Consider the following 26,276-nt stretch of genomic DNA (forward strand, 5'->3'; position numbering starts at 1 on the left):
GTAAATTCCTAGATAAGCGACTGCGCTAACATGCGCAAGCCGGTAATGATGAGGACGACGGCAAATACCTTTTTAAGCATTGTGGCATTCAGTCGATTGGCGATTGAAGCGCCGATTGGCGCGAACAGTACCGTGAGCGGCACGATACAGACAAATCCCAGTAAATTGACCAGACCGAAGGTGGCGTAGGGGGCGTCACTTGGACGCTGGCCAAGTAGCAACATGGTTAAAGCGGCGGGCAGGGAAATAATAAGCCCCACAGCGGCCGCTGTGCCTACCGCCCGATGTGCCGGGTAGTTACAAAAGGTGAGGGTGGGCACGGTGAGTGTGCCACCGCCAATACCGACCATGCTGCTGAAAAAACCAATACAAGTGGCCATAATGCCTTGCCCACCTTTGCTAGGTAAGGTTTCTGAAATGGCGCTTTTTTTACCTACCAGCATATTGATAGCCGATAACGTAGCGATAACACCGAACAAGAGGGTGAGCCATTTGCCTTCCACTTGTGTTACTAAATAACTGCCAATGAGTACACCGAGCAAAATAAACGGTGCCCAGTATTTTAATAGGGCAAAATCCACATTTCCTTTTTTGTTGTGGGCCAAAATGGAGCTCACTGAGGTAGGGACAATGGTGGCTAGCGAGGTGGCTGTGGCTACCACCATGGCGGTGTTAGCGCTGATCCCTAGAGCTTGAAACAGGAAAAAGAGCACAGGAACGATAACAATACCTCCACCTACGCCCAGCAACCCAGCTAAAATACCGGCAAACACGCCGGTTCCCATCATGGCCAAAATAATGCCAATGTTTTCTGCAATAAAAGTCATTATTTTTCCACTCCTGTTATGCCGTCGGTGGAATAGCCGACAATGGCTTTGCCGTCACTTCTTGGATCGGTTGCTGCGCTTACCTCACCGTTTGCGCTGATCACAGCACCGGCATGCCCCATCAATTCGTTACAGGCCTCTACCACCACCAAATCATGACCTTTTTGCGCAAGACCAGCACCTACATAATCGTGCAGATCCCGTTCAACTTTGAGGTTATGACTGACGTCTCCCCATGTGCGGCCAAGTAACCATCTTCCCAAAGCAATGGATTTATCCAGCGGTTGTTGGTGATAGACATGACGGGCGAAGAGCGCCGCTTGAGTTTGTGGTTGCCCTTCGCCGCCCATGGTGCCGTAGCTGATGCGTCTACCATCGTGCAATTCTGCGAATGCAGGGTTGAGTGTATGAAACGGCGTGAGCCCAGGTTGCAGGTATTGATTACTCGATGCATCCAGTGAAAAGGACGTGCCGCGGTTATTCCACACGATGCCGGTGGAAGGGCTGACGATACCGCTGCCAAATTCCCAGTACAGCGACTGAATGTAACTCACCATTCTACCTTCTGCATCACAGGCACCCATCCATATGGTGTCGCCGTGTGCCGCTGGCTGAGGCCAAGGCATGGCTTGTTGAAGATCAACCGCCTTCGCCATTTCTGCTAAACTGCTGTCGGTTAACAGTTGTCGCAGATCGGTTTGTATTCGACTGGGATCGGTGACAAAACGATTACGTTTTAAAAATGCCTGTTTAGTGCATTCAATTAACAGGTGCACCATGTCGGTATCGCTACTTCCTTGTTGCCACACTTTGTCGTAAAGGGCCAAAATAAGTAACGAAGCAATGCCCTGAGTGGGCGCAGGTAAATTATATAGCGTGCCTTTGCTGGTCGTTACCGATAAGGGCGTAACAATTTTCGCCTGATAATCGCTAAAATCTTGACCACAAATCGGTGAGCCGGCTGCAGCTAAATCGGCGGCAAGCTTGTCGGCGGTCTCGCCTAAATAAAAATCTTCTAATCCAGCATTGGCTAGATGTTTTAACGTTGCCGCTAATGCGGGAAGTTTGACAACTTTGCCTTTTTTCAGTGGTTTTTCTTTAATTAAAAACTGCTCGAAACCTGGGCCGCTGTGTAGATCATCGAAAGTCTTAAAACTGGCGTCGCTTAAACTTTGGGTGACTTCTATGCCCCAATTGGCTTGATTAATTGCCGTATCTAGCAAGGTCGTTAAAGGAAGAGACTTTTGCCATGAGTCACTGATTTTTAGCGCTTCTATCCATCCGGAGACCGCACCTGCCATGGTAAGCGCCGCTTTACCGCCGCGGCTAGGAATGGCATCGTCATTGGCATAGAAATCCGGTGTGGCGTTTTTTCCTGCTACTCCGGCAGCATCAATTCCCACCGGCGCTTTTCCTGGTTCACTGATGAGCCAAAATCCATCGCCACCTAATCCATTCATATGGGGGTATTCCACGGCAATGGACGCAGCGGCGGCTACCATAGCTTCGATGGCTGTGCCCCCTTTTTCTAAGATGGCATTACCCACTTGGGAGGCGGCGTAATGGGGGGCGGTAAAACCAATCATATTGTTTTTTTTCATTGATTAGGTGTTCCTAAATATTGGGCCGTGTGCAGTAACAAGCGGTCACTCCCTTTCGGGCCTATGAGAGAAATGCCACAAGGTGCACCGTGCAACAAATGTGTTGGCAAGTGTAATTGAGGACAGCCGCTTAGTCCGGCTAGTGCCGTCAAAGACAGCAAGCGGTTGCGATAATCTGCTAAATCCTCTGCGGGTGTGGATATTAGCGGGCTGATGCCTGGTGTTGTGGGTATAACGAGAATTTTGTCGCCGACTAAGGTTGAAAACCATTGAACAAATTGTTCACGTTGTTTTTGGGCCACGTGAATTTGCGCATCGGTGTAGGTGGCACAGTCGTGTAAGCGCTGGGCGATATCCGGAGCGATGTGAGGGTCAGCAGAACGGATCCATTGTCCGTGCTGTTGCCATATTTCAGCGCCCTGCAAAATCCGAAACGTGGCATTTAATTGCCATGTATTTGTATCAATAGAGATGGGGCTGACAAACGCCACCTGGGGAGATGTCTGCCACAAATTCAGGTGATGACCTAGTCCTTCGGCATGGGCGGCTTCATCGATTAGATTATTTACCACGCACAAGGGGAGCGACCTTGGCATTTCACTGTCAGGCAATAAGCAGTCCATCACGTTATGTAAGGTAGTGAGATCCCGAGTTAATGCGCCAATGGTGTCGAAAGACGGCGCTAATGGCACCATATTGTCAGTGCTAATAAGACCATGGGTTGGTCGCAGACCATATAATCCCTGATAACTCGCAGGAACTCGAATGGAACCGCCGGTATCGGTACCCAACCCGATGTCGGCTAGCCCCATTGATACAGCAACTGCCGAGCCTGAACTAGAGCCCCCAGGTAACCGTTGAAGTGCTCGGGGGTTTTGTGGCATGCCGTAATGAATATTTTGCCCATTTAAACTATAAGCGATTTCATCGGTGATGGTCTTACCCACAAAACTTGCCCCATTATCTAAAAGAGCCGTGACCACTGACGACGTCTGCTGGGGCGTAGGATGGCTTGATAACCAATCTGGGTTGCCCGCAGATGTGGGGAGACCAGCAATGTGAAAGAGGTCTTTCACTGCCAAGCGTAAGCCGCTGAGCGGCAAATTTGGTGACTCAGCAGGATAGTTATCCAGCCAGTCAGGCTTTATGGGTAAAGCCATAAACGGGTTATTTGTGGTATTCACAATAGGGAACTTTCGAGATGAAGTATCTTCATGAAACAATTGTTTCATGAAGATGTCAAGTGAAACGGTTAATTTAGTAGCAGCTTAACGTCTTATAATACCGAGCATTTATGTTATGAATTTGTGAACAAATGACCAAGTGCAGTAGGGTGGTTTTTTCATCAACGAGTTGGAGTAACGTGATGCCATTACGTAAAGGGTTTAGAACGCTGCTTGAAGAAGCAGAAAAGCGGGTGACTGCATTATCGCCGCTTTTAGCCAATGATTCGGTATACGATGCTAACGTTGTTTTAATCGATTTACGGGATATTCGAGAACTCGAAAGAGAAGGCATGATCCCCGGCGCGGTCCATGCCCCTAGAGGTATGCTTGAATTTTGGGTTGACCCTGAAAGCCCTTATTTTAAGCCAGTGTTTGGTGGGGGCAAACGCTTCGTCCTCTATTGCCAATCTGGTTGGCGCTCAGCCTTAGCCACTGTTACCTTGATGGATATGGGCTTTGATGATGTTGTACATGTAGAAGGAGGGTTTAATGCGTGGAAAAAAGCGGGGTTGCCGGTAGAACCTCACCACCGCTAATTCACTCCATTAGCGATTGCCAAGCTCTCGTAAATAACGTTCTTCATCTTCGCTGGAGACCCGTCCGAGGGCTTCATTGCGGGTAGGGTAACGGCCAAAGCGTAACAGGATATCCCGATGCTCTATCTCATGACGAAATTGGGTTTCCAGTCCGTTGACGTTAAACAACTCCAGTGCCGTATCGTGAATAACCAACGACTCTGAATGCATAAAAGGCATAAAGAGAAATGCCTTTTGGGTATTGGTTAATGCGCGGTCAACTTCCAATCTGAGGGCTTCTTGGGCAAGGGCCAAGGCCATATTGTCACAAGCAAAGGCACGCATGTCATTGCGATAAATATTTCGTGAAAACTGATCAAGCACAATGATTTCAGCTAAGCGGCCTTCGGGGGTAACACGCCAAGGCCACAATTCAGACTGGGCCGCAGCGGCATGGGTTTTGTTAAAACGTGATCGAATTAGGTTATCGACGCCATCATCAGCTTTAAACCATTGTTCTGCATCCAATTCTGCAAACCAGAATGCCAGTACACTTGATGCCTCTTCAAGAGGTATAATTTCTTGTTGCATAACGCTCCTGTAAATCACTTCTTGTTGCCATGCATGCCGGTAAAAGAAGGAAAGCAAGCTTACCATACTGGCATAAAGGTCAAAAAGTAATCAATAAGTATGACTGTTTTATTTTCAGTTTATTGTCATTAGATGTAAGACATTAAGGGCAAGCTAAGGTTCCAGCTCTCCCAAATCGTCGTACATTTTTGAAATATAGGCAGCACGGTTGGCCGCTTTATCTCCGAGCCTTTCAAATACTTTATTGGCGAGAAAAGAGATCAGACTCATAGGAGCCGCGTAGCTGTCGAAGGCGAGGGTTTGGCCTGGATGACAAACTAATAAGTGATCCACTTTTTGATTGTATATTTGCCCGGTAGGGTCGGTAATAAGGATGGTTGTGTGATTTTGCAATACATTGATAATACGTTTAAATAGTTTGGTACGGCGTCTAAAGCCGAGTAACACCACCACTTCGTTCGAAGGGATATCTACCAGATCTTCCCCTAATGTTTGACCGGGCTGTGGTAACAGCCTTACCGTACTTCTGACTTGTTTCAATTGTTGGCGAAAGTGAAGCGCTAGGGGGTACGCATTGCGATAGCCTATGAGGGTGATCCTTTCTGAATGTGCAAGTAAATCAACCACATCGCTAACAGCAGACGTTTTTAACCCTTCATAAGTTAGCGACATATTCCGCAGTTCTTTTTGAAAGTGGTTTACTTCTTCATCATCTAAGGAAACCGGCAAGCCTTTTTCTCGCATGGCCAAAATCGTGTCTTTGGCATCTTGATGGGAGGTAAACCCCAATTGGCGAAAAAAACGACTGACGGTGGCTTTAGACGTTTGGGTGGTTTTGGCGATTTCTGCGGTGGTTTTACTGACAATCGCAATAGGGTGTTGTTGCAGATAGTTGGCAATCTGGCGTGCTGAGGGCGGCAATGACGGATAGTGCTGCTCTATTAACCCCAATAAATCATTACGCATAGCCATATCAGATACTCTTAAAATGTTCTGTACCAAAGGTAAAGGAATTCTGCCTGTCTGCCAACTATCCGGCAGGAAAACCTCGACTACCCGCTTTTTTGCGGAGACAAATTACACCGTCTGAGGGTGTCCTGCCAAAGGGCGACATGTTCACGTATGGCGTGCTCATAGGCACGAAAGTCATCCTCGGTGTTCGCTTTTATATACTGTTTAAAGGTGGGGGCAATATCAGGTGAAGACAACAAGGTGTGCCAAATAGGTTGTAACTGATAATGGTACTGATTCAGTACACTGGCCACAGGCTGAATTTTTTCGATAAAAAACAGATAAAATACATTACGAACAATTTCTGCCTGTTCGGATGCCCGTCCATCGGGGCAAGAGAGGCCGGCAAGTGGCGCACGTAGTTGTGCTGTTAGCGAGGACAGGCCCTGGGTGAGTAAGCGCTGGGTTCGCCAAATTTTAGCCGGTAACCGGGCCGATGAAATAATTTTAAGTTGGTTGTTTAATTCATGCAGTGAAAACCGTTCTTTTCCGTCCGGCAACGGGGCGTCAGGTAACGTTGATAAATAAGATAATGCGGTAATACTGGCCCGGGCATCAGGATTATTTTGTGCTTTTAGTAAGTGTGGGCTTTGGGAAAACGCCAAACGGGTTTCCTCACTAAGCTGAATCAGATTTGCCCACATGGCGTGACGTTGGTCTAATTTTTGTTGTCTCCATATGCCCATTTGCTCAGCCAGATCAGACTGCTTGTTGCTTAGTTGTTGAGCGCAATTATCAAGTGCGTTGATAACGTCCGTTTCGTAGGCCCAACGGGCCGCTTCTTGTTGTTGCTTGCCTAACCCGGTGTTGCGTTCAGCGACGAGGGTGGACAGCTGACAAGAACGCAGCGCGTAAAAATCGTTTAAATCGATGGTAATACTGTCGATGTTATTGATTAAGGTTTGCCGCGCCGGATAGGCATGGGGAGGTAAGGGGGAAGGCATGGTTAACGGAGTATCAAGCACGCGGGACAAGCGGGTGGCGTACTCATCCAAATCATCATCAACGGATAAAGAGAATACGCAACCGGTAAGTATTAGCGCACTAAACAGCAGTAACCACGAGATAAGCTGGGGGAATGGACGTTGACTATGCATGGAAGAACTGCTGCCCCTTAATGTGTTACTAGGCCGGTAGGAAAACGGTATGAAAAGTTTCATGTAAACCGGCCTTGTCTGTTCATAAACACCATTGATGGATATACAATTGTGGTTTCTCTCTGCAATAGAGCATTGCACACTGAGCGTAAGTCGTTATAATTCTTTGCTCTTTAACAGATGCAAGTAGGCATCTGTATTCTCTAGTTCAGCCCTTTTAAAGGTTGTTTTTAACATTTTTTCGCAAGTGGCGCAGAGTAGGCGTCACCACTGTAAGGATAACTCATGCCTGTAATTACCCTTCCTGACGGAAGCCAACGCGCTTTCGATTCTACCGTTTCTGTACTTGATGTTGCCGCTGATATTGGTCCGGGCTTAGCGAAAGCCACCATCGCCGGTCGCGTCAACGGTGAGCTGGTAGATGCGTGTGATCCCATTGACCAAGACGCTTCGTTGCAAATCATTACCGCTAAAGATAGCGATGGGCTGGAGATTATCCGTCATAGCTGTGCACACTTAATCGGCCATGCTATCAAACAACTTTGGCCCGATGCAAAAATGGCCATAGGTCCAGTTATCGATAACGGCTTTTACTACGATGTGGATATGGAGCACAGTCTTACTCAGGAAGACTTGCAAAAGTTAGAAAAACGCATGCTAGAGTTGGCGAAAACAAACTATGGCGTAGTGAAGAAAAACGTCAGCTGGCAAGAAGCCAGAGATACCTTTGAAGCACGGGGCGAAACCTACAAGATGGAAATTCTCGACGAGAACATTCCTAAAGATTCCCAACCCGGCTTGTATCATCACGAAGAATACATTGATATGTGTCGCGGTCCTCATGTACCCAACATGAAGTTCTGTCATCACTTTAAATTAATGAAGGTGGCGGGTGCCTATTGGCGCGGAAACAGCGATAACAAAATGCTGCAACGCATTTACGGCACGGCATGGGCAGACAAAAAGCAATTAAAAGCGTATTTGCAACGTTTAGAAGAAGCAGAAAAGCGTGACCATAGAAAAATAGGTAAAGCCCTCGATTTATTTCACTTCCAAGACGAAGCGCCAGGCATGGTATTTTGGCACAGCGACGGTTGGTCTATTTACACAGAATTAGAATCGTTTATCCGTGGTAAATTGCGTGAGTACGATTACGGCGAAGTAAAAGGCCCATTAATGATGGACCGCTCGTTGTGGGAAAAGTCGGGTCACTGGGATAAATTTGGCGATGCCATGTTCACCACTGAATCAGAAAAACGTGAATATGCCATCAAACCCATGAACTGCCCAGGTCACGTGCAAATATTTAATCAAGGCTTAAAGTCTTACCGCGACCTGCCACTTCGTATGGCTGAATTTGGCTGTTGTCACCGTAATGAACCATCAGGTGGCTTGCACGGACTCATGCGCGTACGTGGCTTTACCCAAGATGATGCTCACGTATTTTGTACCGAAGAACAGATCCTTGATGAAGTCGGTAGTTGTATCGACATGGTCTACGACGCCTACAATACGTTTGGTTTTGAAAAAATCGTTGTCAAACTATCAACGCGACCTGAAAACCGCGTAGGTAGTGATGAAATTTGGGATAAATCTGAAGCCGCGTTGGCAGAAGCACTAAATCAGAAAAATATTGAATTTAGTTATTTGCCGGGCGAGGGCGCATTCTACGGGCCTAAAATCGAATTTACCCTGCACGATTGCTTAGATCGAGCATGGCAGTGCGGGACAGTACAGCTTGATTTCTCCATGCCAGGCCGTTTAGGGTCAACTTATGTGGCAGAAGACGGTGAACGTAAAGTTCCCGTCATGATTCACCGCGCTGTGTTAGGATCATTAGAGCGATTTATCGGCATACTCACTGAAGAATTTGCTGGGTTCTTCCCACTATGGTTAGCCCCTCAGCAGATGGTAGTGATGAATATCACTGACAATCAGGCCGATTATGTACATGAAACTGTACAAAAATTGCAAAAAAGTGGATTTAGAGCAAAGTCTGACTTGAGAAATGAGAAGATAGGCTTTAAAATCCGCGAGCACACGTTAAAGCGTGTTCCTTATATGTTAGTTTGTGGCGATAAAGAAGTCGAAGCAGGCCAAGTGGCTGTTCGTTCTCGCCGTGGCGATGATTTAGGCACAATGTCTGTGGAAACGTTCATAGAACTGGCACAGAAGGAAATTGCCGAGAAAACCATTAAGTAATTAGGGTATACTCAGCAACTTATTCTAATACTTGCCTGCATGAGAAACAGGCAAGTGTTCGTTATTAATTTTTGGAGGAATAGCACATTAAAGGCGCTAATAATAAGGCTCAGGGCGACAAAGCCCGCATTAATGATGAAATCCGTGCTCGTGAAGTACGTCTTATCGGCAAAGAAGGTGAGCAAGTTGGTATCGTTTCCCTAGCGGAGGCAATGCAGTCAGCAGCAGAAGCAAGTCTCGATCTGGTAGAAATTAGTCCTAATGCTGAGCCGCCGGTCTGTAAAGTGATGGACTACGGCAAATTCCTCTTTGAAAAAAGTAAAGCTCAAAAAGAGCAAAAGAAAAAACAGAAGCAAATTCAGGTCAAGGAGATTAAATTTCGCCCTGGCACTGATGAAGGCGATTACCAGGTAAAACTGCGCAACCTGCGTCGCTTTCTAGAAAGTGGGGATAAGGCCAAGGTAACGATCCGTTTTCGCGGACGTGAAATGGCCCACCAAGAGATCGGCATTGAATTACTAAACCGTGTTAAAGCGGAATTAGAAGACATTGCCACGTGTGAGTCTTTCCCACGTCGTGTGGAAGGCCGCCAGATGATCATGGTGCTTGCCCCAATCAAGAGGTAGTAGTGGTCTAAAGTTTTCAAAGAATCTGCACCTTTGAAACACCCTGCTTCCAAACATTAGCCGATGAACAGTGCTGCACGCTGAACGTCGATATTAAACAATGCGGAGTTTTAGCAATGCCTAAAATGAAAACTGTAAGCGGTGCCGCCAAACGTTTTAAGAAAACGGGTTCTGGCCGCTTTAAAAGCAAACAGTCTCACTTACGTCACATTTTGACGAAGAAGAGTACTAAGCGTAAACGTCACTTACGTGGCAAAAAACTGGTTCATGATTCTGATACCAAATTGGTTCAGCGCATGTTGCCTTACGTTTAAGACTTAGGAGACTGATTAATGGCTAGAGTAAAACGCGGCACAATCGCACGTGCTCGTCACAAAAAAGTCCTCAAGCAGGCAAAAGGTTATTACGGTGCTCGTTCACGTGTTTATCGCGTAGCGGTACAGGCCGTAACTAAAGCTGGTCAATATGCATATCGTGACCGTCGTCAGCGTAAGCGTCAATTCCGTCAATTGTGGATTGCACGTATCAATGCTGCGGCTCGTCAAAATGGCATGTCTTACAGCCGTTTTATCAACGGTTTGAAGAAAGCGTCTGTTGAAATCGATCGTAAGATCCTTGCCGACATCGCAGTACATGACAAGGTAGCATTCAGCGCATTAGTCGAAGCGGCTAAAGGCGCGTTAGCTTAATTTTTTAACAAATTAAGTTTAAGTTCTTTCGGGAAACGGCGAGCAGGATGCTCGCCGTTTTTCGTTCTAAATCCGCTAGAATTTCTGCGAGTAAACTTGTTCATCGGGTTTAACTAGGGCTAACGACTATTGGCCTTTACCGCTTACCACCTTTATCACGGTGTTGTCAGGTTTAATCCCTTACTCATAAAGATGTCGTCATAATACAGGCCGCCGTTTCCATAAGGCTGTTTAAGGGGACCCGTATTACAATTTGCTAGAAAGTATATCAGCGGTAACGCTCGCTTCATCCTAAAATCAGCGTGTTGATAAACCCGGGTTTGCTGTTCAAATTCGCCGCCTTTAACATAAACGTCGTACACTTGCCCCCCTTGGCCCTGAGTTTTGTTATTGACCACATACCATATTTCATACCATATACCCGGTAGCAAGGGTTTCCCGTCGACCTTTGTATTTGGATTGTGAATGTTGGCGTATTGGCGATACGTGTGATCACTGTCCACTTTTACCATTAACGTGCCGTCATTTTTGTAGCCGTCAGATTCATGTTTATCGGTGACTCTTAAGGTGGCTTCAAAGGCATCATATCCTTGATCCACAATCTCTTTTGGCATCAGGTTACTTACCCCAAAAGCATGGTTGTTGGGAAAGCTTTGAACGTTTATTCGTGTGTATAAGGTCGCGATTTCTCCCACCGCAATAGGTTGGGGAAGGGCTTTAAATGTCAGGGCCTTACGATTTCCCACTACGCCATCTTTTGCCGGTTTTTTTAACAAAGACTGGTTTTCGTCTTGGTAAACTAATTGTGTGACTTGCGGGCTAGGGATAAAGGGCTGGGTGTTATTTTGGGGGTCTTTAAGGTACCAACCTTGCAAATCCGTGTGTTCAAAATCGTCCACCATAAGCCATGGGTTGCTAGGCACATAGGTTGCACATGAGGTCAGTAAAAGAGTGTATAAAACGATCAAAATGTGGCGCATTACAGGTTACCCATTGCTGTCACGTTAGATGAACAAAAAATGACATAAGGGCAGCGAGATAGCAATAAGATTGCAAATTGTATAAAAAGACAAAGAAAATTGGTCAATATCAGAGATATAAGGTAGCCCTCATCACTGCCTGTCGTGTAAACTATTGCCTTTATTTCAGGCTAGCCATCGGGAACAAATGCAGATGCAATCTTGTTGGCCATGCAGTCATCATGTGAATTGAGGAAAACATGGAGCTTGACGCTATTATCAATCAGGCCAAAGGCCAGATTGACGCTGCACAAGATGTAGCGACTCTCGACCAGGTCAGAGTAGAATTCATGGGGAAGAAAGGCAAGCTAACCGACTTATTAAAGGGGTTAGGTAAGCTGTCTGCGGAAGAACGTCCAGCCGCGGGCCAGAAGATCAATCAGGCTAAACAACAAATTCAGCAGCTAATCGGTGCTAAAGGTGATGCACTTCGCAGTGCAGAGCTTAACGCCAAGCTGGCCGAAGAAGCCGTAGATGTGTCTTTACCCGGTCGTGGTGAATTACCGGGCAACTTGCATCCTGTCACCCGTACTATCAATCGTATAGAACAATTTTTCGGTCAGTTGGGATTCGTATCAAAAACTGGCCCTGAAGTAGAAGACAGTTTCCATAATTTTGATGCGCTGAATATTCCAGCGAATCACCCCGCGCGAGCCGATCACGACACCTTTTACTTTAATCCTGATGTGATGTTGCGTACCCAAACATCCGGTGTACAAATTCGCACCATGGAAGTAGAAAAGCCACCCTTGCGTATTATTTCTCCTGGGCGTGTTTATCGTAACGATTACGACCAAACTCATACCCCCATGTTCCATCAGGTGGAAGGTTTGATGGTGGATCGTAATGTGAGCTTTAGCGAACTTAAGGGCATACTTCATGATTTTCTTGAACATTTCTTCGAAGAATCCTTAGAAGTGCGTTTTCGCCCGTCTTATTTCCCCTTTACCGAGCCGTCTGCAGAAGTGGATGTGAAGCGTAAAGACGGAAAGTGGCTAGAGGTGTTGGGTTGCGGAATGGTACATCCTAATGTGCTTAAAGCCGTCAATATCGACCCTGAAGAGTTTACCGGCTTTGCCTTTGGTATGGGCGTAGAGCGTCTTACCATGTTGCGCTATGGCGTAACTGACCTACGCGCATTTTTTGAAAACGACCTTCGTTTTTTGAAGCAGTTTAACTAAGGCAGGCAAGGTAACAATGAAATTCAGTGAAAAATGGTTAAGAGAATGGGTTAACCCGCAAATTTCCACCGATGCGTTGTCTGAACAGTTGAGCATGGCCGGTTTGGAAGTGGATGGGGTTGAACCTGTTGCAGCAGAATTTTCTGGTGTAGTGATCGGTGAAGTTGTGGCATGTGAGCAACATCCCAACGCCGACAAGCTGCGGGTAACAAAAATCAATGTGGGTGAAGACGATTTACTCGACATCGTTTGTGGTGCCCCTAATTGTCGTCAAGGATTAAAGGTAGCCGTGGCCAAAGTGGGCGCTGTGTTACCCGGTAATTTTAAAATTAAAAAAGCGAAACTTCGTGGCGAGCCTTCCTTCGGCATGCTTTGTAGTTTTTCTGAGCTTGGCATGGGTGAAGATCATAGCGGCATTATCGAATTGCCGGATGATGCACCTATTGGCACCGATATTCGCGAATATCTAGACTTAGATGACAATATTATCGAGGTGGATTTAACCCCCAACCGTGCCGATTGTCTTGGGATCCGCGGCCTTGCTCGTGAAGTTGGCGTATTAAATAGTACCGATGTCAACGAGCCGGAAGTGGCCAATGTCACCCCCACTATTGATGACAAATTGGCTATTACATTAAGTGCACCAGACGCTTGTCCTCGTTATCTTGGTCGTGTTATTTGCAACGTTAACGTCAACGTTCCTTCTCCTTTATGGTTGAAAGAAAAGCTACGTCGTTGTGGCGTGCGTTCTATCGATCCGGTGGTAGATATTACCAACTTCGTGCTGCTTGAACTCGGCCAGCCCTTACATGGTTTCAATCTTGATACTATCGAAGGGGGCATCAATGTACGTCTAGCCCATGAGGGTGAATCACTTACGTTATTGGATGAATCCACGGTTTCCTTAAAAGACAATACCTTGGTAATTGCAGACGACAACAAAGCATTGGCCATGGCGGGGGTTTTTGGCGGTTTACATTCAGGTGTGACCAGCGAGACCAAACACATTCTGCTAGAAAGTGCCTTTTTCAGCCGTGATGCGATTATGGGCCGCGCGCGCCAATATGGTTTGCATACCGATGCATCCCACCGTTATGAACGAGGGGTGGATCCTAAGCTGCAACACAAAGCCATTGAGCGGGCGACAGCATTAATTCTGGATATCTGTGGCGGTCAACCTGGTCCCGTGGTGGAAGCGGTGAACGATTCAGCCTTGCCCACATCGGCCACTGTGACGCTGCGTAAAGCGCGCTTAAAACGGGTACTCGGTATTGATATAGATCCGGTTAAAGTACGGGATATCCTTACTCGACTAGGTCTTGAAGTAGTAGAAAGCCAAGAGGGGTGGACCGCCTCTGCACCAAGTTATCGCTTTGATATCGCTATCGAAGAAGATTTAATTGAAGAAGTTGCCCGGGTTTACGGCTACAACAACATTCCTAATGAGGCGCCTAAAGGCAGTCTAACCATGTTGGACAGTCAGGAGAGTTGTTTACCAGTGGCAAGCTTTAAGCAAATACTCGGTGCCAATGGGTATGTCGAAGCGATTACCTATTCTTTTGTCGATCCTAAAGTGCAAAATGCATTGTTTCCAGAACAAAGAAGCATGACTTTGCCTCATCCCATTTCCGCCGATATGTCGGTGATGCGAGTGAGTTTATGGCCAGGTTTGTTAGGCGCTACGGCCTACAACCAGAAACGTCAGCAAAGCCGAGTGCGCTTGTTTGAAACTGGTTTACGTTTTGTTCCTGACGATAACGCGCCTAATGGGGTACGACAAGAATCGGTTATTTCCGGCGTTATTGCTGGTAAACGGGAAGAAGAAAGTTGGTTAACAGACGATAATAATGTTGACTTCTTTGATATTAAAGGAGATGTTGAGGCTATACTTGCTTTAACAGCAACGAAACAGTCGGTAGAATTTGTTGCAACGTCACACTCGGCACTTCATCCTGGTATGGCAGCGGAAGTTCGTTTACATAACAAATGCATAGGTTATGTAGGTGCTGTTCATCCACAGTTTGGAAAACAACTGGGTGTAAATGGGCGAGTTTTTGTCTTTGAGCTTGATCTTAAAGCGATTTCTTCACGTAATTTGCCTGAAGCTTGTGCTGTTTCGAAGTTCCCGGCGAACCGTCGTGATATTGCGATAACGGTGAAAGAAGAACTTTCAGTGGGCACGATTATTTCTTTTGTAGAAAAAATTGGCGTAAATCAACTAGTTGCCCTAAACTTGTTCGATGTGTATAAAGGGAAAGGTGTGGAACCAGGCTTTAAGAGCCTAGCATTGTCCCTTGTACTACAGGATCCTGATAAAACATTGGAAGAAGCTGAAATTCAACAAGCAGTGGATACCGTTGTTAAAGGGTTAGAGCGTGAATTTGGGGCGGCGTTAAGAGAGTAGATTATGGCATTGACCAAAGCCGAAATGGCTGAACACTTATTCGAAAAACTGGGTATTAATAAAAAAGATGCTAAGGATTTGGTAGAAGCTTTTTTTGAAGAAATTAAGGAAGCTTTGGAATCCGGTGAACAAGTGAAGTTGTCCGGTTTTGGTAATTTTGACCTGCGTGATAAAAATGAACGTCCGGGGCGAAATCCGAAAACCGGTGAAGACATTCCAATTAAAGCTCGACGGGTGGTAACTTTTCGCCCAGGGCAAAAGCTGAAAAGCAGAGTAGAAAACTCTAAACCACCCACAGAATAGCTTTTCAGTACTTTTAAGACCGAATTTTCCTCGCTATTTGTAAAAAAGGCAACGCCTCTCGCGTGTTGCCTTTTTTATCTATTTCGTATGTCTAACATCTAGACGGCGTCTTTTTCCTTTCGGTGACTTATGACCTATTTGCAAATTTTAGGTCGGTATTTTATCGTAACGTGTTCAATCCTTGGGTTTTTACGGAGCAGTAATGAAAAAAACGGGGTTAATCCTAGTTTTATTAGCATGTATAGTCGGCGGCTATTTTATTTACCTAGCAAAGGTATCTTCAAGCCACGAAGAAGAGGCTATCGTTCCTTTTACGGTGATGGATATTCTTCATGCCACGGACCTTGAACAAGGTGTTAAGAAAGGGGTCCAGAACAATGACGACGAGGTCATTACATCGTGGTTAGAAAAGGCCCAAGATGTGGCTGAGCAAGCCGGACTGGCTGAGAGCGATGTAGAGTATTTGCATTCCGACCAAGCGAAAGATTATGTGGTATTTAATGCTAAACGTCAGTTGTTTAACGATGAATTTGAGCAGCGCTATTACGCTTTACAGGATATCGAAGCGCTTAAAGTGAAGTACCCTGAAGCCAAAGACCTTTTTGCTAAAGCCGAGACGTTACTTGCCAAGCGAGATCAGATCATTAATCAAATCGCGCTAACCTTATCTAATGGGAAGAGCCCCGACGATGATGATATTGCCGCGGCAAAAACCTTATGGCAACAACGTTATCAAGGGTCGGAACAACACCAAGAGTAATAGAATCCCTTTAGCTCAGGCTTTACACGAGAGGGGAAAATTGTGCTCGGGTAAGGCGTTGTAAATCTGTTGGTGCTAATTTTATTTCCAAGCCCCGTCTGCCGGCACTGACATGTATAGCAGGCAAAGACTCTGCACTGTCATGAATAAAGGTTCGTAGGGCTTTTTTCTGACCTAGAGGGCTGACCCCACCTAATACATAGCCGCTGGATCGCTCAACCCGTTCGGGATTAGCCATAGCGGCTTTTTTCACTCCTGCTGCTTTAGCTAGTGCCTTGGTGTTGAGTTTGTCGCTAACGGGAACAAGCCCTACCACTAACTCTTTAGTATCCAGTTCAGCGATGAGTGTTTTGAATACGGTGTTTGCATCCAGTCCAAGTTTGTCACTGGCCTCTAAACCGTATGAGGGAGCATCCCCATCGTGATGGTATTTAAGCACCTCGTGGACGATTTTGTGCTTTTTCAATAGCAGGATAGCCGGTGTCATTGTTACTCACCCTGAGGACGTTTATAGCGGCGTATTTCTACCACCATGCCAAACAAGGGGTGATCGAAATAATGCACTTGCTTGCTGATCACCCGGCGAACTTGATGAAAGGGCACAGAGGTTAACTGCAATGAAGGCGGGGTAAGTTCATCGCTGGTTTCTGTTTGAACAAGGGTTGGCTGGCGGTATTGCATCTCACTGTCGATATGCAAATAAGGCACTCTATTGATGTACTTCAAATACACTTTTAAATAGCCGTCTAACTGCCATATGGCTAAATTCTCGCCTTCAGATGCACCAGCAACGCTGTCTAAAAGCATCATGGGCGCTGGTTGGTTTACCGCTAACATATCGTTAAAGGCAATGTCATTCGGATTCGTTAAAGCCTGATCTAATTGGCTGAAAAAGTCATTTTTGCCAAGAGAAAGGGGGTTATCATCCGTTGAGTTTTCTGTATTTTTCTCATCTTTGGTTATAGGTTGGCCAGATAAATCATATTCTGAAGCATAATTTTTACCGGCGATAATGCGCATAGCTTCGGCGGTCTGCTGGCCAAATTTAACCGGTTGACGCCAAGCAACATGTAAAAGACGTTTTAACCCCCGGGTTTGACGAATTTGACGGGAAAGATCAGTAAGTTCCAGTTTGTCATAAGGAAGAAGATGAGCCACGGGAGAACGGGGCAAGTCCCGTCCTTCAAGAAACTCCGGCACATGGTCTGGCGCCGGTAAGCCATTGTCTGGGAAGTGGGTTTGCCACTTGCCCTGTTGGTAAGTTAACCAGGGTTCAGGCGTTTCACAGGTACGAAACTTAGGAACCGAAATAGGCGTGAAGTTTTCGATACCGGAAAAGGCAACCCAATAACTGGCAATGGTTTGGCTGCTTATGGCAGGCTCTGTTTGTGTATATTGACCTTGAGACTGGGAGAGCGACAGTCTTGCAGCTTTAGGCTCATAGGAAGACGATTGGGTACCATCAGCCATGTCCTGTGTGTTTTGATTGTCAGTATCAGAGGAATAGAGCCCTTGCTCAACTTGCCACTTTTTATGCGTCGATAAGATATCTTTTATTGATGGCATGGGTAACCAAAGTGGTGATGAAGAGCCATCACATTGCGCTAGCCCTTGTTTCAAACCACTGATATCGGGTCTTAGATAATTATCAATAAGATCGATTTCGGCAGAAGTGGGGGCCAAAGAGCCTTGTCCATCAAACTTTTCGTCTAGTTCATCAATACTCAAACTGCGATCAAAAATGATCACCTCAATGTCAAACCACCAGTCGTCGGCGGCGTAACCATTTGTGCTTGTCAATAACAGTAAAAAGTAAGCAGCAACGGTAAAGGGTTTCATGTTTACCTGATCTCCTTGGAAAATTCATTGAGTATTTTCTCAACCATCTCAAGACGTTCTTTAGCACTTTGGGTTTTCAGTAGTACCCGAAGTTTTTGACTGCCTTCGAATCGAAAGGTATTGGATTGGGTCTGAACGAGTTGAATGATGAATCCGGGATCAACAGGGGTGCTTTCTCTGAATTCAATGGTGCCTCCGGCACTCGTCACATCGATTTTGGCAATACCTAAGGTTTTAGCAATAAGTTTCAGTTCGGTCACTTTTATAAGTTGTTTTGCCGGTAGCGGCAACAAACCAAATCGGTCGATACATTCTACCTGAAATTCATCAATGGCATCTTTAGAATCGCAACTGGCTAATTGTTTATATAACGATAAGCGTTGATTCACATCGGCAATGTAATCATCGGGAAGTAGCGCAGGTATACGCAGTTCAATTTCGGTTTGATTGGCCGTGGCATCTTCTAAGCTTGGCTCTCGACCTTCTTTAAGGGCATTTACCGCTTGGTCTAACATATCCATATATAAGCTGAAACCAATGGTGGCAATTTGCCCTGATTGGTCATCACCGAGTAATTCCCCCGCGCCACGAATTTCTAAATCATGGGTGGCAAGGGCAAATCCGGCGCCTAAATCTTCTAAATTAGCGATGGCTTCCAATCGTTTCACGGCATCTTTGGTCATCCGTTTCGGGTGAGGCGTGAGCAAATATGCATATGCTTGATGATGGGAGCGGCCAACTCGCCCTCGCAATTGGTGCATCTGGGCAAGTCCGAGATGATCGGCCCGATCCATGATAATGGTATTGGCAGTGGGAACATCAATGCCGGTTTCGATGATCGTGGTACATACCAATACGTTGTATCGTTGATGATAGAAGTCGCTCATCACCGATTCCAGTTCTCGTTCTCGCATTTGTCCATGTCCAATGGCAATTCTCGCCTCGGGCACAATTTCCCCAATTTCCGCGGCTGTTTTTTCAATGGTGTCCACTTCGTTATGAAGAAAATAGACTTGGCCACCGCGCAGGATTTCCCGCATTACCGCTTCACGAATGATGGCTTTATCTCGCTTCTGCACGAAGGTTTTAATCGACAGTCGACGGGCTGGCGGGGTGGCGATAATGGACAAGTCTCGCATGCCCGACAACGCCATGTTTAATGTACGTGGAATAGGGGTGGCGGTAAGGGTGAGAATATCCACATCGGCGCGCAGAGACTTAAATTTTTCTTTTTGCCTAACCCCAAAGCGGTGTTCTTCATCAATGATCACTAAACCAAGATCGCTGAATTTTACGTCGCTACTGAGTAATTTATGGGTGCCTACCACAATATCGACGGTACCGTTAGTGATGCCATCAATGGTTTGCTTTTGCGCTTTGCCGTTAACAAAGCGACTCATCACTTGAATGTTAAAGGGCCAATTGGCAAAACGATCTTTGAAGTTTTCATAATGCTGTTGAGCAAGCAAGGTTGTGGGTACCAAGATAGCCACCTGCTTGCCTTGATTAGCGGCCAAAAATGCCGCGCGCATGGCCACTTCGGTTTTGCCAAAGCCAACATCTCCACATACCAATCGATCCATGGCTTGGGGCGAGCCCATATCATGCACAACCGCATTGATTGCTTGTACTTGGTCCGGTGTTTCTTCAAAGGGAAAGCTATCGGAAAATGACTGATATTCTTCCCAGTTGATGGGATACGCATAGCCTGGTTTTGCTGCCCGTTGGGCATAAACGTTTAATAATTCTGCCGCCACATCCCGAACTTTTTCGGCGGCTTTCTGTTTGGCTTTTGTCCATGCATCAGAGCCTAATGCGTGTAACGGTGCATGATCCACATCTCCACCGGTATAACGGGAGATAAGGTGTAACGAGGCGACGGGTACATAAAGCTTCGATTGCTTTGCATATTCAATACACAAGTATTCTGTTAACACACCGCCGGCATCGAGGGTTTGCAAGCCGAGGTAGCGGCCCACACCGTGATCAAAATGCACAACCGGTTGCCCCACAGAAAGCTCGGCTAGATTTCGTATTATGGCGCTTTCGTCGGTGGCTTGACGCTTATCCCGAAGTCGTCGTTGACTGACCTTATGGCCAAGCAGCTCGGTTTCGGTGATAAAAAGAATGCTGCCTTGTTTGCGCTGCCAAAAAAAGCTGTTTTCAACCACGCCAATGGTGATGCCTACCGGGGTATCACCGCCGATAAAGTCACTAAAATTAGTGACGGCTTGCGGCGTTATTTTCGCTTTTTTTAACACGTCGAGAAGGTTTTCTCGACGGCCCTGAGATTCGGCACAGAAAAGTACCCGACTTCCGGCATTTCTGGCGTCTTTTAAACGAGCCAACAACGCACTGGCGGGTTCTTTTTTCTGGGGATTAAAACCAATGTCTTTTAATTCTTCGCAGCCTAAATTAGTACGCCCTGGCTTGTCTTCTAATGGGGTTGCGTGCAGTGTTACTCGAGGCCAGTTTTTGATGACTTCAAATAAGGTATTTACCGGTAAGAATAAGGCATCGGGAGCAAGCAGTGGACGACTAACATCATAGCGACGCTGTTCGTAACGTTCAGACACGTCAGCCCAGAAGAAATCACTGGCGTCTTTGATATCGCCATGCAGTAGCAGCAAGGTGTCGTCGTGTAAATAATCAAAAAGGGTGGCGGTTTGAGTAAAAAACAACGGCAGATAGTACTCGATACCACCTGGCATTGTGCCCTTAGATACTTGTGCTAATACAGACTCTTGCGCGTTGTTAGCATCAAATTGCTCTAAATACTGCTGGCGGAACAGTTGTAGCGCAGCCTTATCGGTGGGGAACTCCCGTGCAGGTAAAAGACGGATACTCTCTACGTGGTCTGAAGATCGTTGGCTCTCGGTATCAAAATAGCGAATTGAGTCAACCTCGTCGTCGAACAAGTCGATACGAAAGGGCCGATGACTCCCCATAGGGTACAAGTCGATAATAGAACCACGAATAGAAAACTCACTGTGACTCATGACTTGATTAACGTGCAGGTAGCCGGCTTTTTCTAAGTTACGTCGAAATTGGTCTCTGTCTAAACTTTCGCCTTTATGCAACATGAGCAGATACTTGTTAAGGTAATCTACCGGGGCTAGACGTTGCATCAAGGTATTAATAGGAACAATAAAAATACCTTGGCGCTCGTTGGCCATGCGATACAGCGTTTCCATACGCTGCGAAACGATATCCTGATGGGGCGAAAACATATCGTAAGGCAGGGTTTCCCAATCAGGAAACAAGGTTACTGCCTTGCTATCATGGTCGAGAAAATAGGTGATTTCCCGTTGTAACTTCATTGCCGATGGGGTGTCTGCGGTAACCAGTACTACAGGACCTGCATGCTGTTGATAGGCCTGAGCAATAGTAAGGGCTTGGCTGCTGCCTTGTAACTGCCCCCATTGCTGATGATCGTTTGTGCCTGATTGCTTTTTCGCCTTAGGCATCGGTAGAGAATATATTGTGGCTGTCATGTCACCCTGAAACTAATGAGCAGTAGATGGAAATCACCGAAAAGCTTACTTTTCCTGTTTGTTTTGTGCGCGTTTTCGTAGTTGCTGTGTTTGCACATGGAGGCTTGCACGTACAAGTAGCTCCTGATCTTGCTCTCTAATACTACGAAAAATAAAGGCTATATGGTAACTGTCCTCTTCTTGCTGGCAAGTGATAACTTCACCAAAACAGTAAACCGCTGCCGCTTCTTCACTGAGAAACAGCTTTAGTTCCGCATTTGTACCAATTTCAAAGGGGGTAGGAGATTCAACCACCACGCCACCACCACCGAATTTGACACTTTTGAAACGGCGTTGCTCATCATCCTGCTGTTGCAGAATGTATGACATCATCAAATCAATTTTACGGGCTTGATGATTTAAATATTCTGTAAGCGCGGCAGCCTGTTCACCTAAGTGTCTTAAGGGGCGTAATGCTTGCGCTTCGATGGATGCCATCTCGCCGGCAATACGAAACGCGTAGGGCATGGCATTTTCCAGTTCGTGACTATCCGGTACTGGCGTTGACCCATCTAACGGCACAATATTGATGGGTAAATCATGGGCAATCATGAAAAATTCGTCGAATTGCGCCTGTTTATCGGCCAAGGTCTGTGTATCCATCAATTTCCTGCTACATCAATCTTGTACGTCGTTAAGCTTACACGTAGTATACTCACTTTACTAATATGACCGCTAATCATTCACCGATTGTTTCCCCCATCACCTTAGTCTGGTGACGTTGATATTAAAACACAGGGCAACGAGTTTACATGTTTCAACCCGTTTCGGCTTTTCTCGCTTATCGCTATTCCACAGCTAGCAAACAAAATAGTTTTGTTGCATTTATCAATCTTTTTTCTGTCGCAGGCATTGCGCTAGGGCTGATGGCGCTGATTATTGTGCTTTCGGTCATGAATGGCTTTGAAGGTCAGCTCAAGCAGCGGGTATTAGGTATTTTGCCTCATGTTGTTGTGCATGAGGCGCCACAAAACGTGGATGTAACAGCCCAGCCTAATGTGACTAAAGTTATGCCGTTCTTGGAATCTGAAGGCGTCATACAAGCGCGAACTGGGCTTAGAGGTGTTCAAATCCAAGGTGTGGAACCTGAAGCCATGGCCAATAGTGTGGTGGACAAACATACCCTTGTAGGCGGCTTTAAAGAGTTATCAGCCGGTAGCTTTAGGATCATGATTGGACGGGCTTTATCCGTTCAATTAGATATAAGGCCCGGGGATCAGCTTCGTTTATTAGTGGCTGGTGCCAGCGTGTATACCCCCTTTGGACGTATGCCAAGTCAGCGTCTTGTGGAAGTGGCGGGCCTTTTTAACGTGGGCTCTCAATTAGACGATAAAGTCATTTTTATGCATGTCGATGATCTCAAGCGTTTGCTTCGGCGCAGTGCCAATTCTCCTACCTATACCCGTTTATTTCTTGATGATGCCTTTAACTACAAAGGGGTAGTAGATAGTTTAAATGAACAAGGGCTAACCACTGATAATTGGCGGGCTCGGCAAGGCCCATTGTTTGATGCGGTGAAAATGGAAAAGAACATGATGTTTATGATGTTGCTGCTTATTATTGCCGTGGCAGCGTTTAATATCGTGTCGGCGTTAGTGATGGTGGTGACCGAAAAGCAAGGGGATATTGCGATTCTACAAACCCAAGGAATGGATGAATACAAAATAATGTCGGTCTTTTTGCTCAACGGCGTGTTTAATGGCATAAAAGGGGCAGCCATTGGCTTGGTGCTTGGCGTCCTTGTGGTTACGCAACTGAATACGGTACTGGATGTATTGAACATTCACTTGGCCCTTGCCGTGGACGGACAGGGGGTACCGGTGGATCTTCAATGGCATCAAGTGTTAATTGTGACATTGTTCTCTTTAGGCTTATGTTTGCTAGCCAGTGTTTATCCGGCAAGAAGAGCGATGAAAGTGCAGCCGGCCGATGCCTTACAAAACGAGTAGCCATAATCGGCCTTTGCGCTGACCAAATGGTTAATTAAACGTGCAAATATGCGCAATTTTAACTATACTTCGGCCTCTTTATATTTGGCCGGAAAGACGTTATGAATAAAAACTTTATTACTTCTCAATCACTCCTTGAAGATTCCTTTCGGCTGGCAGCAATGGTGTATGAAGACGGCTTTCGTCCAGATTTTATCATCGGTATCTGGCGTGGTGGCGCGCCGATAGGTATTGCCGTACAAGAATTCTTTGAATTTAAAGACACTCCTACAGATCATATTGCTGTTAGAACCTCGTCTTACTATGGGATTAACCAACAGGCGAAGGAAATTCGTGTTCATGGCCTGCATTATTTGGTGGAAAATGCCAATGCAGATGACAAATTGCTGATTGTTGATGATGTTTTCGATTCAGGCCGAAGTGTTGATGCACTGATTAAGCAAGTTCGAAATCTTATGCGATTAAACATGCCAAAAGATATTCGTATCGCGTGCCCGTGGTATAAACCGCAAAATAATAAAACGGATATTGTGCCCGATTATTACGTTAATACCAGTGATGAATGGTTGGTTTTCCCCCATGAAATTGCAGGGTTAAGCGAAGAAGAAATTCGAGCGGGTAAGACGGAACTGTCTGGCGTTATGGACGTGTTGTTCAATAAGTAAAGTAACTCATCTTATCTAATGTGCGCCGGCCTTTCGGTCTTGGGCGCACAGTCTCCTGCCTTAATCGTTTATTTGCCGTCAATATAGAACTTGTCGTGAAAGGTGTAGATCCATTCAGGCTTGTAAATGGTCAGTAGCGTCATTGTCATACCATTAAGTAACCCTTCGGGAAACAGTAGCAAGGGGATAAGTATCAGATAATTGTCACGGACAATTCCCCAACTGTAATGCCCGTCCAGCACAAAATAACCGGAAAGTAAGGTCATTTTTAATGCAATGATCAAGGCGCCGGGGAAAAAAGCACAAACAAAAATGTACACGAAAAGATTTCTGGGAATTTTGTGAAAGGCAAGCATAAACAGGGCATAGCACACGGCAATCGGCACTATCAGGCCGAGTAAGCCATTTACCCCAAACATGGCCCAACCATCTTGGTGAACGAGGGTGGTTCCCAATAGCGCCACGCTTGCGGCGATAATGGCCCAGCGAAAGCCTACAGTAAGAGCGAGGGCCGGCAACCACAGAAAATGCACATCTAAGCCGGTAAAAATACCTACTCTGAAAATCCAAAGAAAGAACATCAAAGCAGTAAACCCGAAAATGATGTGCTGTCTTCGTGTATTTGCTAGTAACGATGACCAGGATACCTGCTTACCAATATAGATAAGCAGTGCGCCATAGATAACCAAACAAATAAGCTGAAGTGTGGTCACGTCTGTCGCCTGTTATAAATCGTAAGTGGCCCAGATTGGGGCGTGATCAGAGGGTTTTTCAATTCCTCTTAATTCATAATCGATACCCGTTTCAACCAGGGTGTTATGTACTTTTTCCGTACCCAAAATATGATCGATACGCAGGCCACGGTTATCATTAAACCCTTTAGAGCGATAATCGAACCAACTAAACTGATCGTTCACATCGGGGTGTTGAGCGCGGAAGCTGTCGGTTAGCCCCCACCGATATAAGGTTTGGAGCCAGCTTCGTTCTTCCGGTAAAAACGAACATTTGCCGGTGCGCAGCCATCGTTTTTGATTATCTGGACCGATACCAATATCAATGTCTTCAGGGGAAATATTTAAGTCACCCATGATAATGACGTTTTCTTCAGGGCTGAGTTCAGTGGTGAGATAGCCCATTAGATCGGCGTAAAACTTTCGCTTGGCCGGATATTTGGTTTCATGTTTTTCGTTTTCCCCTTGGGGAAAATAACCGTTAAGTATATGAACCGGCTCACCGTTTTTGTTTTCCAGTTCTACCATTATCATTCGACGCTGAGCGTCTTGCTCGTCGGTGGGAAAACCACGTTGTACCGATTTAGGGGCGTGCTTGGTGAGCATAGCCACGCCATAGTGACTTTTTTGCCCATGATAAAAAACGTGATAGCCCATGGCTTCAACCGCTTCTACAGGAAATTGTTCATCATGTACTTTGATTTCCTGAAGCCCAATCACGTCAGGCTGATGTTTTTCTATAAGCGCGGCAAGCTGATGCAGTCGGGCTCGGATACCATTGATATTAAAAGAAACGACTTTCATTGTTTGGGGTTATTCCTTCATTGTTAAACGGAAAAATAATAGATGAAATGCCAAGGCGACCTTCATTGTGATACCTCAAATGAAGTATTAAGGCGACGCCCTGTCAGTTGTAAGCCTAAAAATAATTGTTCAGCCATTTCGCTAACCTCAGAATAGGTAACCGGATTTGTGCTGAGGTAAGCATTGACTTGTTGCTGCCATTGGGCCCATTTCATGCCCAGCGTGGCCATACCCGAGTAGTAGCTAATGGGCAAATCTGCATCGTGGTGCTGCAACCACTTGCTGATAATACTGCCTCCCATGGAAGACCCCATAATGACATAGGTGCACGCTAATGCATTGGCAAAGTTTATGTTTTTTGCGGGCAATGCAAACGCTATAGGCAAAGGGCTGGATTTTCCAAGCGCAGAGAGATCCGCATTAATAAGCTCAATTGGCGTTTGTGGGTTTAATTCACCCCGTAATGACAAAGGAAGCGAGACACAATAGGGCAAGCAATATTGATGAAACGCGTGAAGCGTCAGCAATCCGTTTTTGTAGTGGGTACTGTTGAAAACACCGGCCTTAAAATAAGTATTAAAGGGGTAGCTATTTTCCAAAGAACGGTGTGCTTTGTGGGTATTTTCTTTCAAGTAAGAAAACAGGTTATTCATATTCATCAATATGCCGTTCTGCTATTCTAAGAATCGAATTTATATTGCAT

Annotated in this window: 25 protein-coding genes; 11 read left to right on the top strand and 14 right to left on the bottom strand. The window is 45.9% G+C overall.

Going from position 1 to position 26,276, the window contains the following annotated elements:
* Window positions 1–8: 8 nt before the first annotated feature.
* From KO501_RS11970 to KO501_RS11980, 3 genes are read right to left on the bottom strand one after another with little or no spacing between them, the layout of a single operon-like run.
* The gene (locus KO501_RS11970; RefSeq protein ID WP_216029906.1) at window positions 9–827 is read right to left on the bottom strand and encodes a sulfite exporter TauE/SafE family protein; all 819 of its coding nucleotides are present in this window, start codon (window positions 825–827) and stop codon (window positions 9–11) included.
* Window positions 827–2,428: a gamma-glutamyltransferase gene (locus KO501_RS11975; protein WP_216029907.1), complete on the bottom strand. Its 1,602-nt coding sequence runs from the start codon at window positions 2,426–2,428 to the stop codon at window positions 827–829. Before KO501_RS11975 ends, KO501_RS11970 begins: the two co-directional genes overlap by 1 nt.
* Window positions 2,425–3,660: an amidase gene (locus tag KO501_RS11980; RefSeq protein WP_252728382.1), complete on the bottom strand. Its 1,236-nt coding sequence runs from the start codon at window positions 3,658–3,660 to the stop codon at window positions 2,425–2,427. The genes KO501_RS11975 and KO501_RS11980 overlap by 4 nt, the downstream gene beginning before the upstream one ends.
* A gap of 134 nt (window positions 3,661–3,794) precedes the next feature.
* On the opposite strand from KO501_RS11980, the gene KO501_RS11985 reads away from it, so the two are divergent.
* Complete coding sequence (locus KO501_RS11985) at window positions 3,795–4,190, top strand: rhodanese-like domain-containing protein (RefSeq protein ID WP_216029908.1); 396 nt, start codon at window positions 3,795–3,797, stop codon at window positions 4,188–4,190.
* 9 nt (window positions 4,191–4,199) lie between these two features.
* Here the strand turns inward: KO501_RS11985 and KO501_RS11990 are convergent, their stop codons facing one another.
* From KO501_RS11990 to KO501_RS12000, 3 genes are all read right to left on the bottom strand, one after another.
* Window positions 4,200–4,760: a DUF924 family protein gene (locus KO501_RS11990; protein ID WP_216029909.1), complete on the bottom strand. Its 561-nt coding sequence runs from the start codon at window positions 4,758–4,760 to the stop codon at window positions 4,200–4,202.
* Between the two features lie 153 nt (window positions 4,761–4,913).
* Window positions 4,914–5,732: a MurR/RpiR family transcriptional regulator gene (locus KO501_RS11995; RefSeq protein ID WP_216029910.1), complete on the bottom strand. Its 819-nt coding sequence runs from the start codon at window positions 5,730–5,732 to the stop codon at window positions 4,914–4,916.
* 80 nt (window positions 5,733–5,812) lie between these two features.
* Complete coding sequence (locus KO501_RS12000; RefSeq protein WP_216029911.1) at window positions 5,813–6,868, bottom strand: DUF3080 family protein; 1,056 nt, start codon at window positions 6,866–6,868, stop codon at window positions 5,813–5,815.
* 285 nt (window positions 6,869–7,153) lie between these two features.
* Here KO501_RS12000 and thrS point away from each other — a divergent pair, with 285 nt between their 5' ends.
* The 4 genes from thrS (at window position 7,154) to rplT (ending at window position 10,385) form a co-directional block, all read left to right on the top strand.
* Window positions 7,154–9,070 carry a threonine--tRNA ligase gene (gene thrS, locus KO501_RS12005; protein WP_216029912.1) on the top strand — a complete coding sequence of 639 codons (1,917 nt, stop codon included), beginning with the start codon at window positions 7,154–7,156 and terminating at the stop codon, window positions 9,068–9,070.
* 86 nt (window positions 9,071–9,156) lie between these two features.
* A complete protein-coding gene (gene infC / locus KO501_RS12010) occupies window positions 9,157–9,696 on the top strand; it encodes a translation initiation factor IF-3 (RefSeq protein WP_216029957.1) in 540 nt (179 codons plus the stop codon).
* 116 nt (window positions 9,697–9,812) lie between these two features.
* Window positions 9,813–10,010, top strand: coding sequence for a 50S ribosomal protein L35 (gene rpmI, locus KO501_RS12015; protein ID WP_044056810.1), 198 nt, complete (start codon window positions 9,813–9,815; stop codon window positions 10,008–10,010).
* 18 nt (window positions 10,011–10,028) lie between these two features.
* Window positions 10,029–10,385: a 50S ribosomal protein L20 gene (gene rplT / locus KO501_RS12020; protein WP_018981377.1), complete on the top strand. Its 357-nt coding sequence runs from the start codon at window positions 10,029–10,031 to the stop codon at window positions 10,383–10,385.
* Window positions 10,386–10,540: 155 nt separating this feature from the next.
* On the opposite strand, the gene KO501_RS12025 is transcribed toward rplT, so the two are convergent.
* Entirely contained in the window at window positions 10,541–11,365 is an 825-nt protein-coding gene (locus tag KO501_RS12025) for a hypothetical protein (RefSeq protein WP_216029913.1), read from the bottom strand.
* A 239-nt stretch (window positions 11,366–11,604) separates the two neighbouring features.
* Here KO501_RS12025 and pheS point away from each other — a divergent pair, with 239 nt between their 5' ends.
* From pheS to KO501_RS12045, 4 genes are all read left to right on the top strand, one after another.
* Window positions 11,605–12,585 (top strand): phenylalanine--tRNA ligase subunit alpha, encoded by a 981-nt coding sequence (gene pheS, locus KO501_RS12030; RefSeq protein ID WP_216029914.1) that lies wholly within the window; start codon window positions 11,605–11,607, stop codon window positions 12,583–12,585.
* Between the two features lie 16 nt (window positions 12,586–12,601).
* The gene (gene pheT / locus KO501_RS12035; RefSeq protein WP_216029915.1) at window positions 12,602–14,989 is read left to right on the top strand and encodes a phenylalanine--tRNA ligase subunit beta; all 2,388 of its coding nucleotides are present in this window, start codon (window positions 12,602–12,604) and stop codon (window positions 14,987–14,989) included.
* Between the two features lie 3 nt (window positions 14,990–14,992).
* Window positions 14,993–15,292: an integration host factor subunit alpha gene (gene ihfA, locus KO501_RS12040; protein ID WP_070123303.1), complete on the top strand. Its 300-nt coding sequence runs from the start codon at window positions 14,993–14,995 to the stop codon at window positions 15,290–15,292.
* Window positions 15,293–15,494: 202 nt separating this feature from the next.
* Window positions 15,495–16,052, top strand: a complete 558-nt coding sequence (locus KO501_RS12045) for a hypothetical protein (protein ID WP_216029916.1) — start codon at window positions 15,495–15,497, stop codon at window positions 16,050–16,052.
* Window positions 16,053–16,074: 22 nt separating this feature from the next.
* Here the strand turns inward: KO501_RS12045 and ybaK are convergent, their stop codons facing one another.
* The 4 genes from ybaK to KO501_RS12065 are packed head-to-tail and all read right to left on the bottom strand — an operon-like array spanning window position 16,075 to window position 22,027.
* On the bottom strand, window positions 16,075–16,539 hold the full coding sequence (gene ybaK / locus KO501_RS12050) for a Cys-tRNA(Pro) deacylase (protein ID WP_216029917.1): 465 nt from the start codon (window positions 16,537–16,539) through the stop codon (window positions 16,075–16,077).
* A 2-nt stretch (window positions 16,540–16,541) separates the two neighbouring features.
* Window positions 16,542–17,891, bottom strand: coding sequence for a CsiV family protein (locus KO501_RS12055; RefSeq protein ID WP_216029918.1), 1,350 nt, complete (start codon window positions 17,889–17,891; stop codon window positions 16,542–16,544).
* A gap of 2 nt (window positions 17,892–17,893) precedes the next feature.
* Window positions 17,894–21,385 (bottom strand): transcription-repair coupling factor, encoded by a 3,492-nt coding sequence (mfd, locus tag KO501_RS12060; protein WP_216029919.1) that lies wholly within the window; start codon window positions 21,383–21,385, stop codon window positions 17,894–17,896.
* Between the two features lie 45 nt (window positions 21,386–21,430).
* Window positions 21,431–22,027, bottom strand: a complete 597-nt coding sequence (locus KO501_RS12065) for a PilZ domain-containing protein (RefSeq protein ID WP_216029920.1) — start codon at window positions 22,025–22,027, stop codon at window positions 21,431–21,433.
* 149 nt (window positions 22,028–22,176) lie between these two features.
* Between KO501_RS12065 and KO501_RS12070 the strand changes: the two genes are divergently transcribed.
* Together KO501_RS12070 and KO501_RS12075 are read left to right on the top strand one after the other, a co-directional pair.
* Window positions 22,177–23,373, top strand: coding sequence for a lipoprotein-releasing ABC transporter permease subunit (locus KO501_RS12070; protein ID WP_216029921.1), 1,197 nt, complete (start codon window positions 22,177–22,179; stop codon window positions 23,371–23,373).
* 101 nt (window positions 23,374–23,474) lie between these two features.
* Window positions 23,475–24,038: a phosphoribosyltransferase family protein gene (locus tag KO501_RS12075; RefSeq protein ID WP_216029922.1), complete on the top strand. Its 564-nt coding sequence runs from the start codon at window positions 23,475–23,477 to the stop codon at window positions 24,036–24,038.
* Window positions 24,039–24,106: 68 nt separating this feature from the next.
* Here KO501_RS12075 and KO501_RS12080 read toward each other — a convergent pair whose 3' ends face one another.
* The 3 genes from KO501_RS12080 to KO501_RS12090 all read right to left on the bottom strand — a co-directional run bounded on the left by KO501_RS12080 (window position 24,107) and on the right by KO501_RS12090 (window position 26,232).
* The gene (locus KO501_RS12080; RefSeq protein ID WP_216029923.1) at window positions 24,107–24,751 is read right to left on the bottom strand and encodes an energy-coupling factor ABC transporter permease; all 645 of its coding nucleotides are present in this window, start codon (window positions 24,749–24,751) and stop codon (window positions 24,107–24,109) included.
* 12 nt (window positions 24,752–24,763) lie between these two features.
* Complete coding sequence (gene xthA, locus KO501_RS12085) at window positions 24,764–25,573, bottom strand: exodeoxyribonuclease III (RefSeq protein WP_216029924.1); 810 nt, start codon at window positions 25,571–25,573, stop codon at window positions 24,764–24,766.
* Window positions 25,574–25,635: 62 nt separating this feature from the next.
* The gene (locus tag KO501_RS12090) at window positions 25,636–26,232 is read right to left on the bottom strand and encodes a biliverdin-producing heme oxygenase (RefSeq protein WP_216029925.1); all 597 of its coding nucleotides are present in this window, start codon (window positions 26,230–26,232) and stop codon (window positions 25,636–25,638) included.
* Between the last annotated feature and the right edge of the window lie 44 nt (window positions 26,233–26,276).

It is taken from the genome of Alteromonas sp. C1M14 (assembly GCF_018860965.1).
GTDB lineage: Bacteria > Pseudomonadota > Gammaproteobacteria > Enterobacterales > Alteromonadaceae > Alteromonas.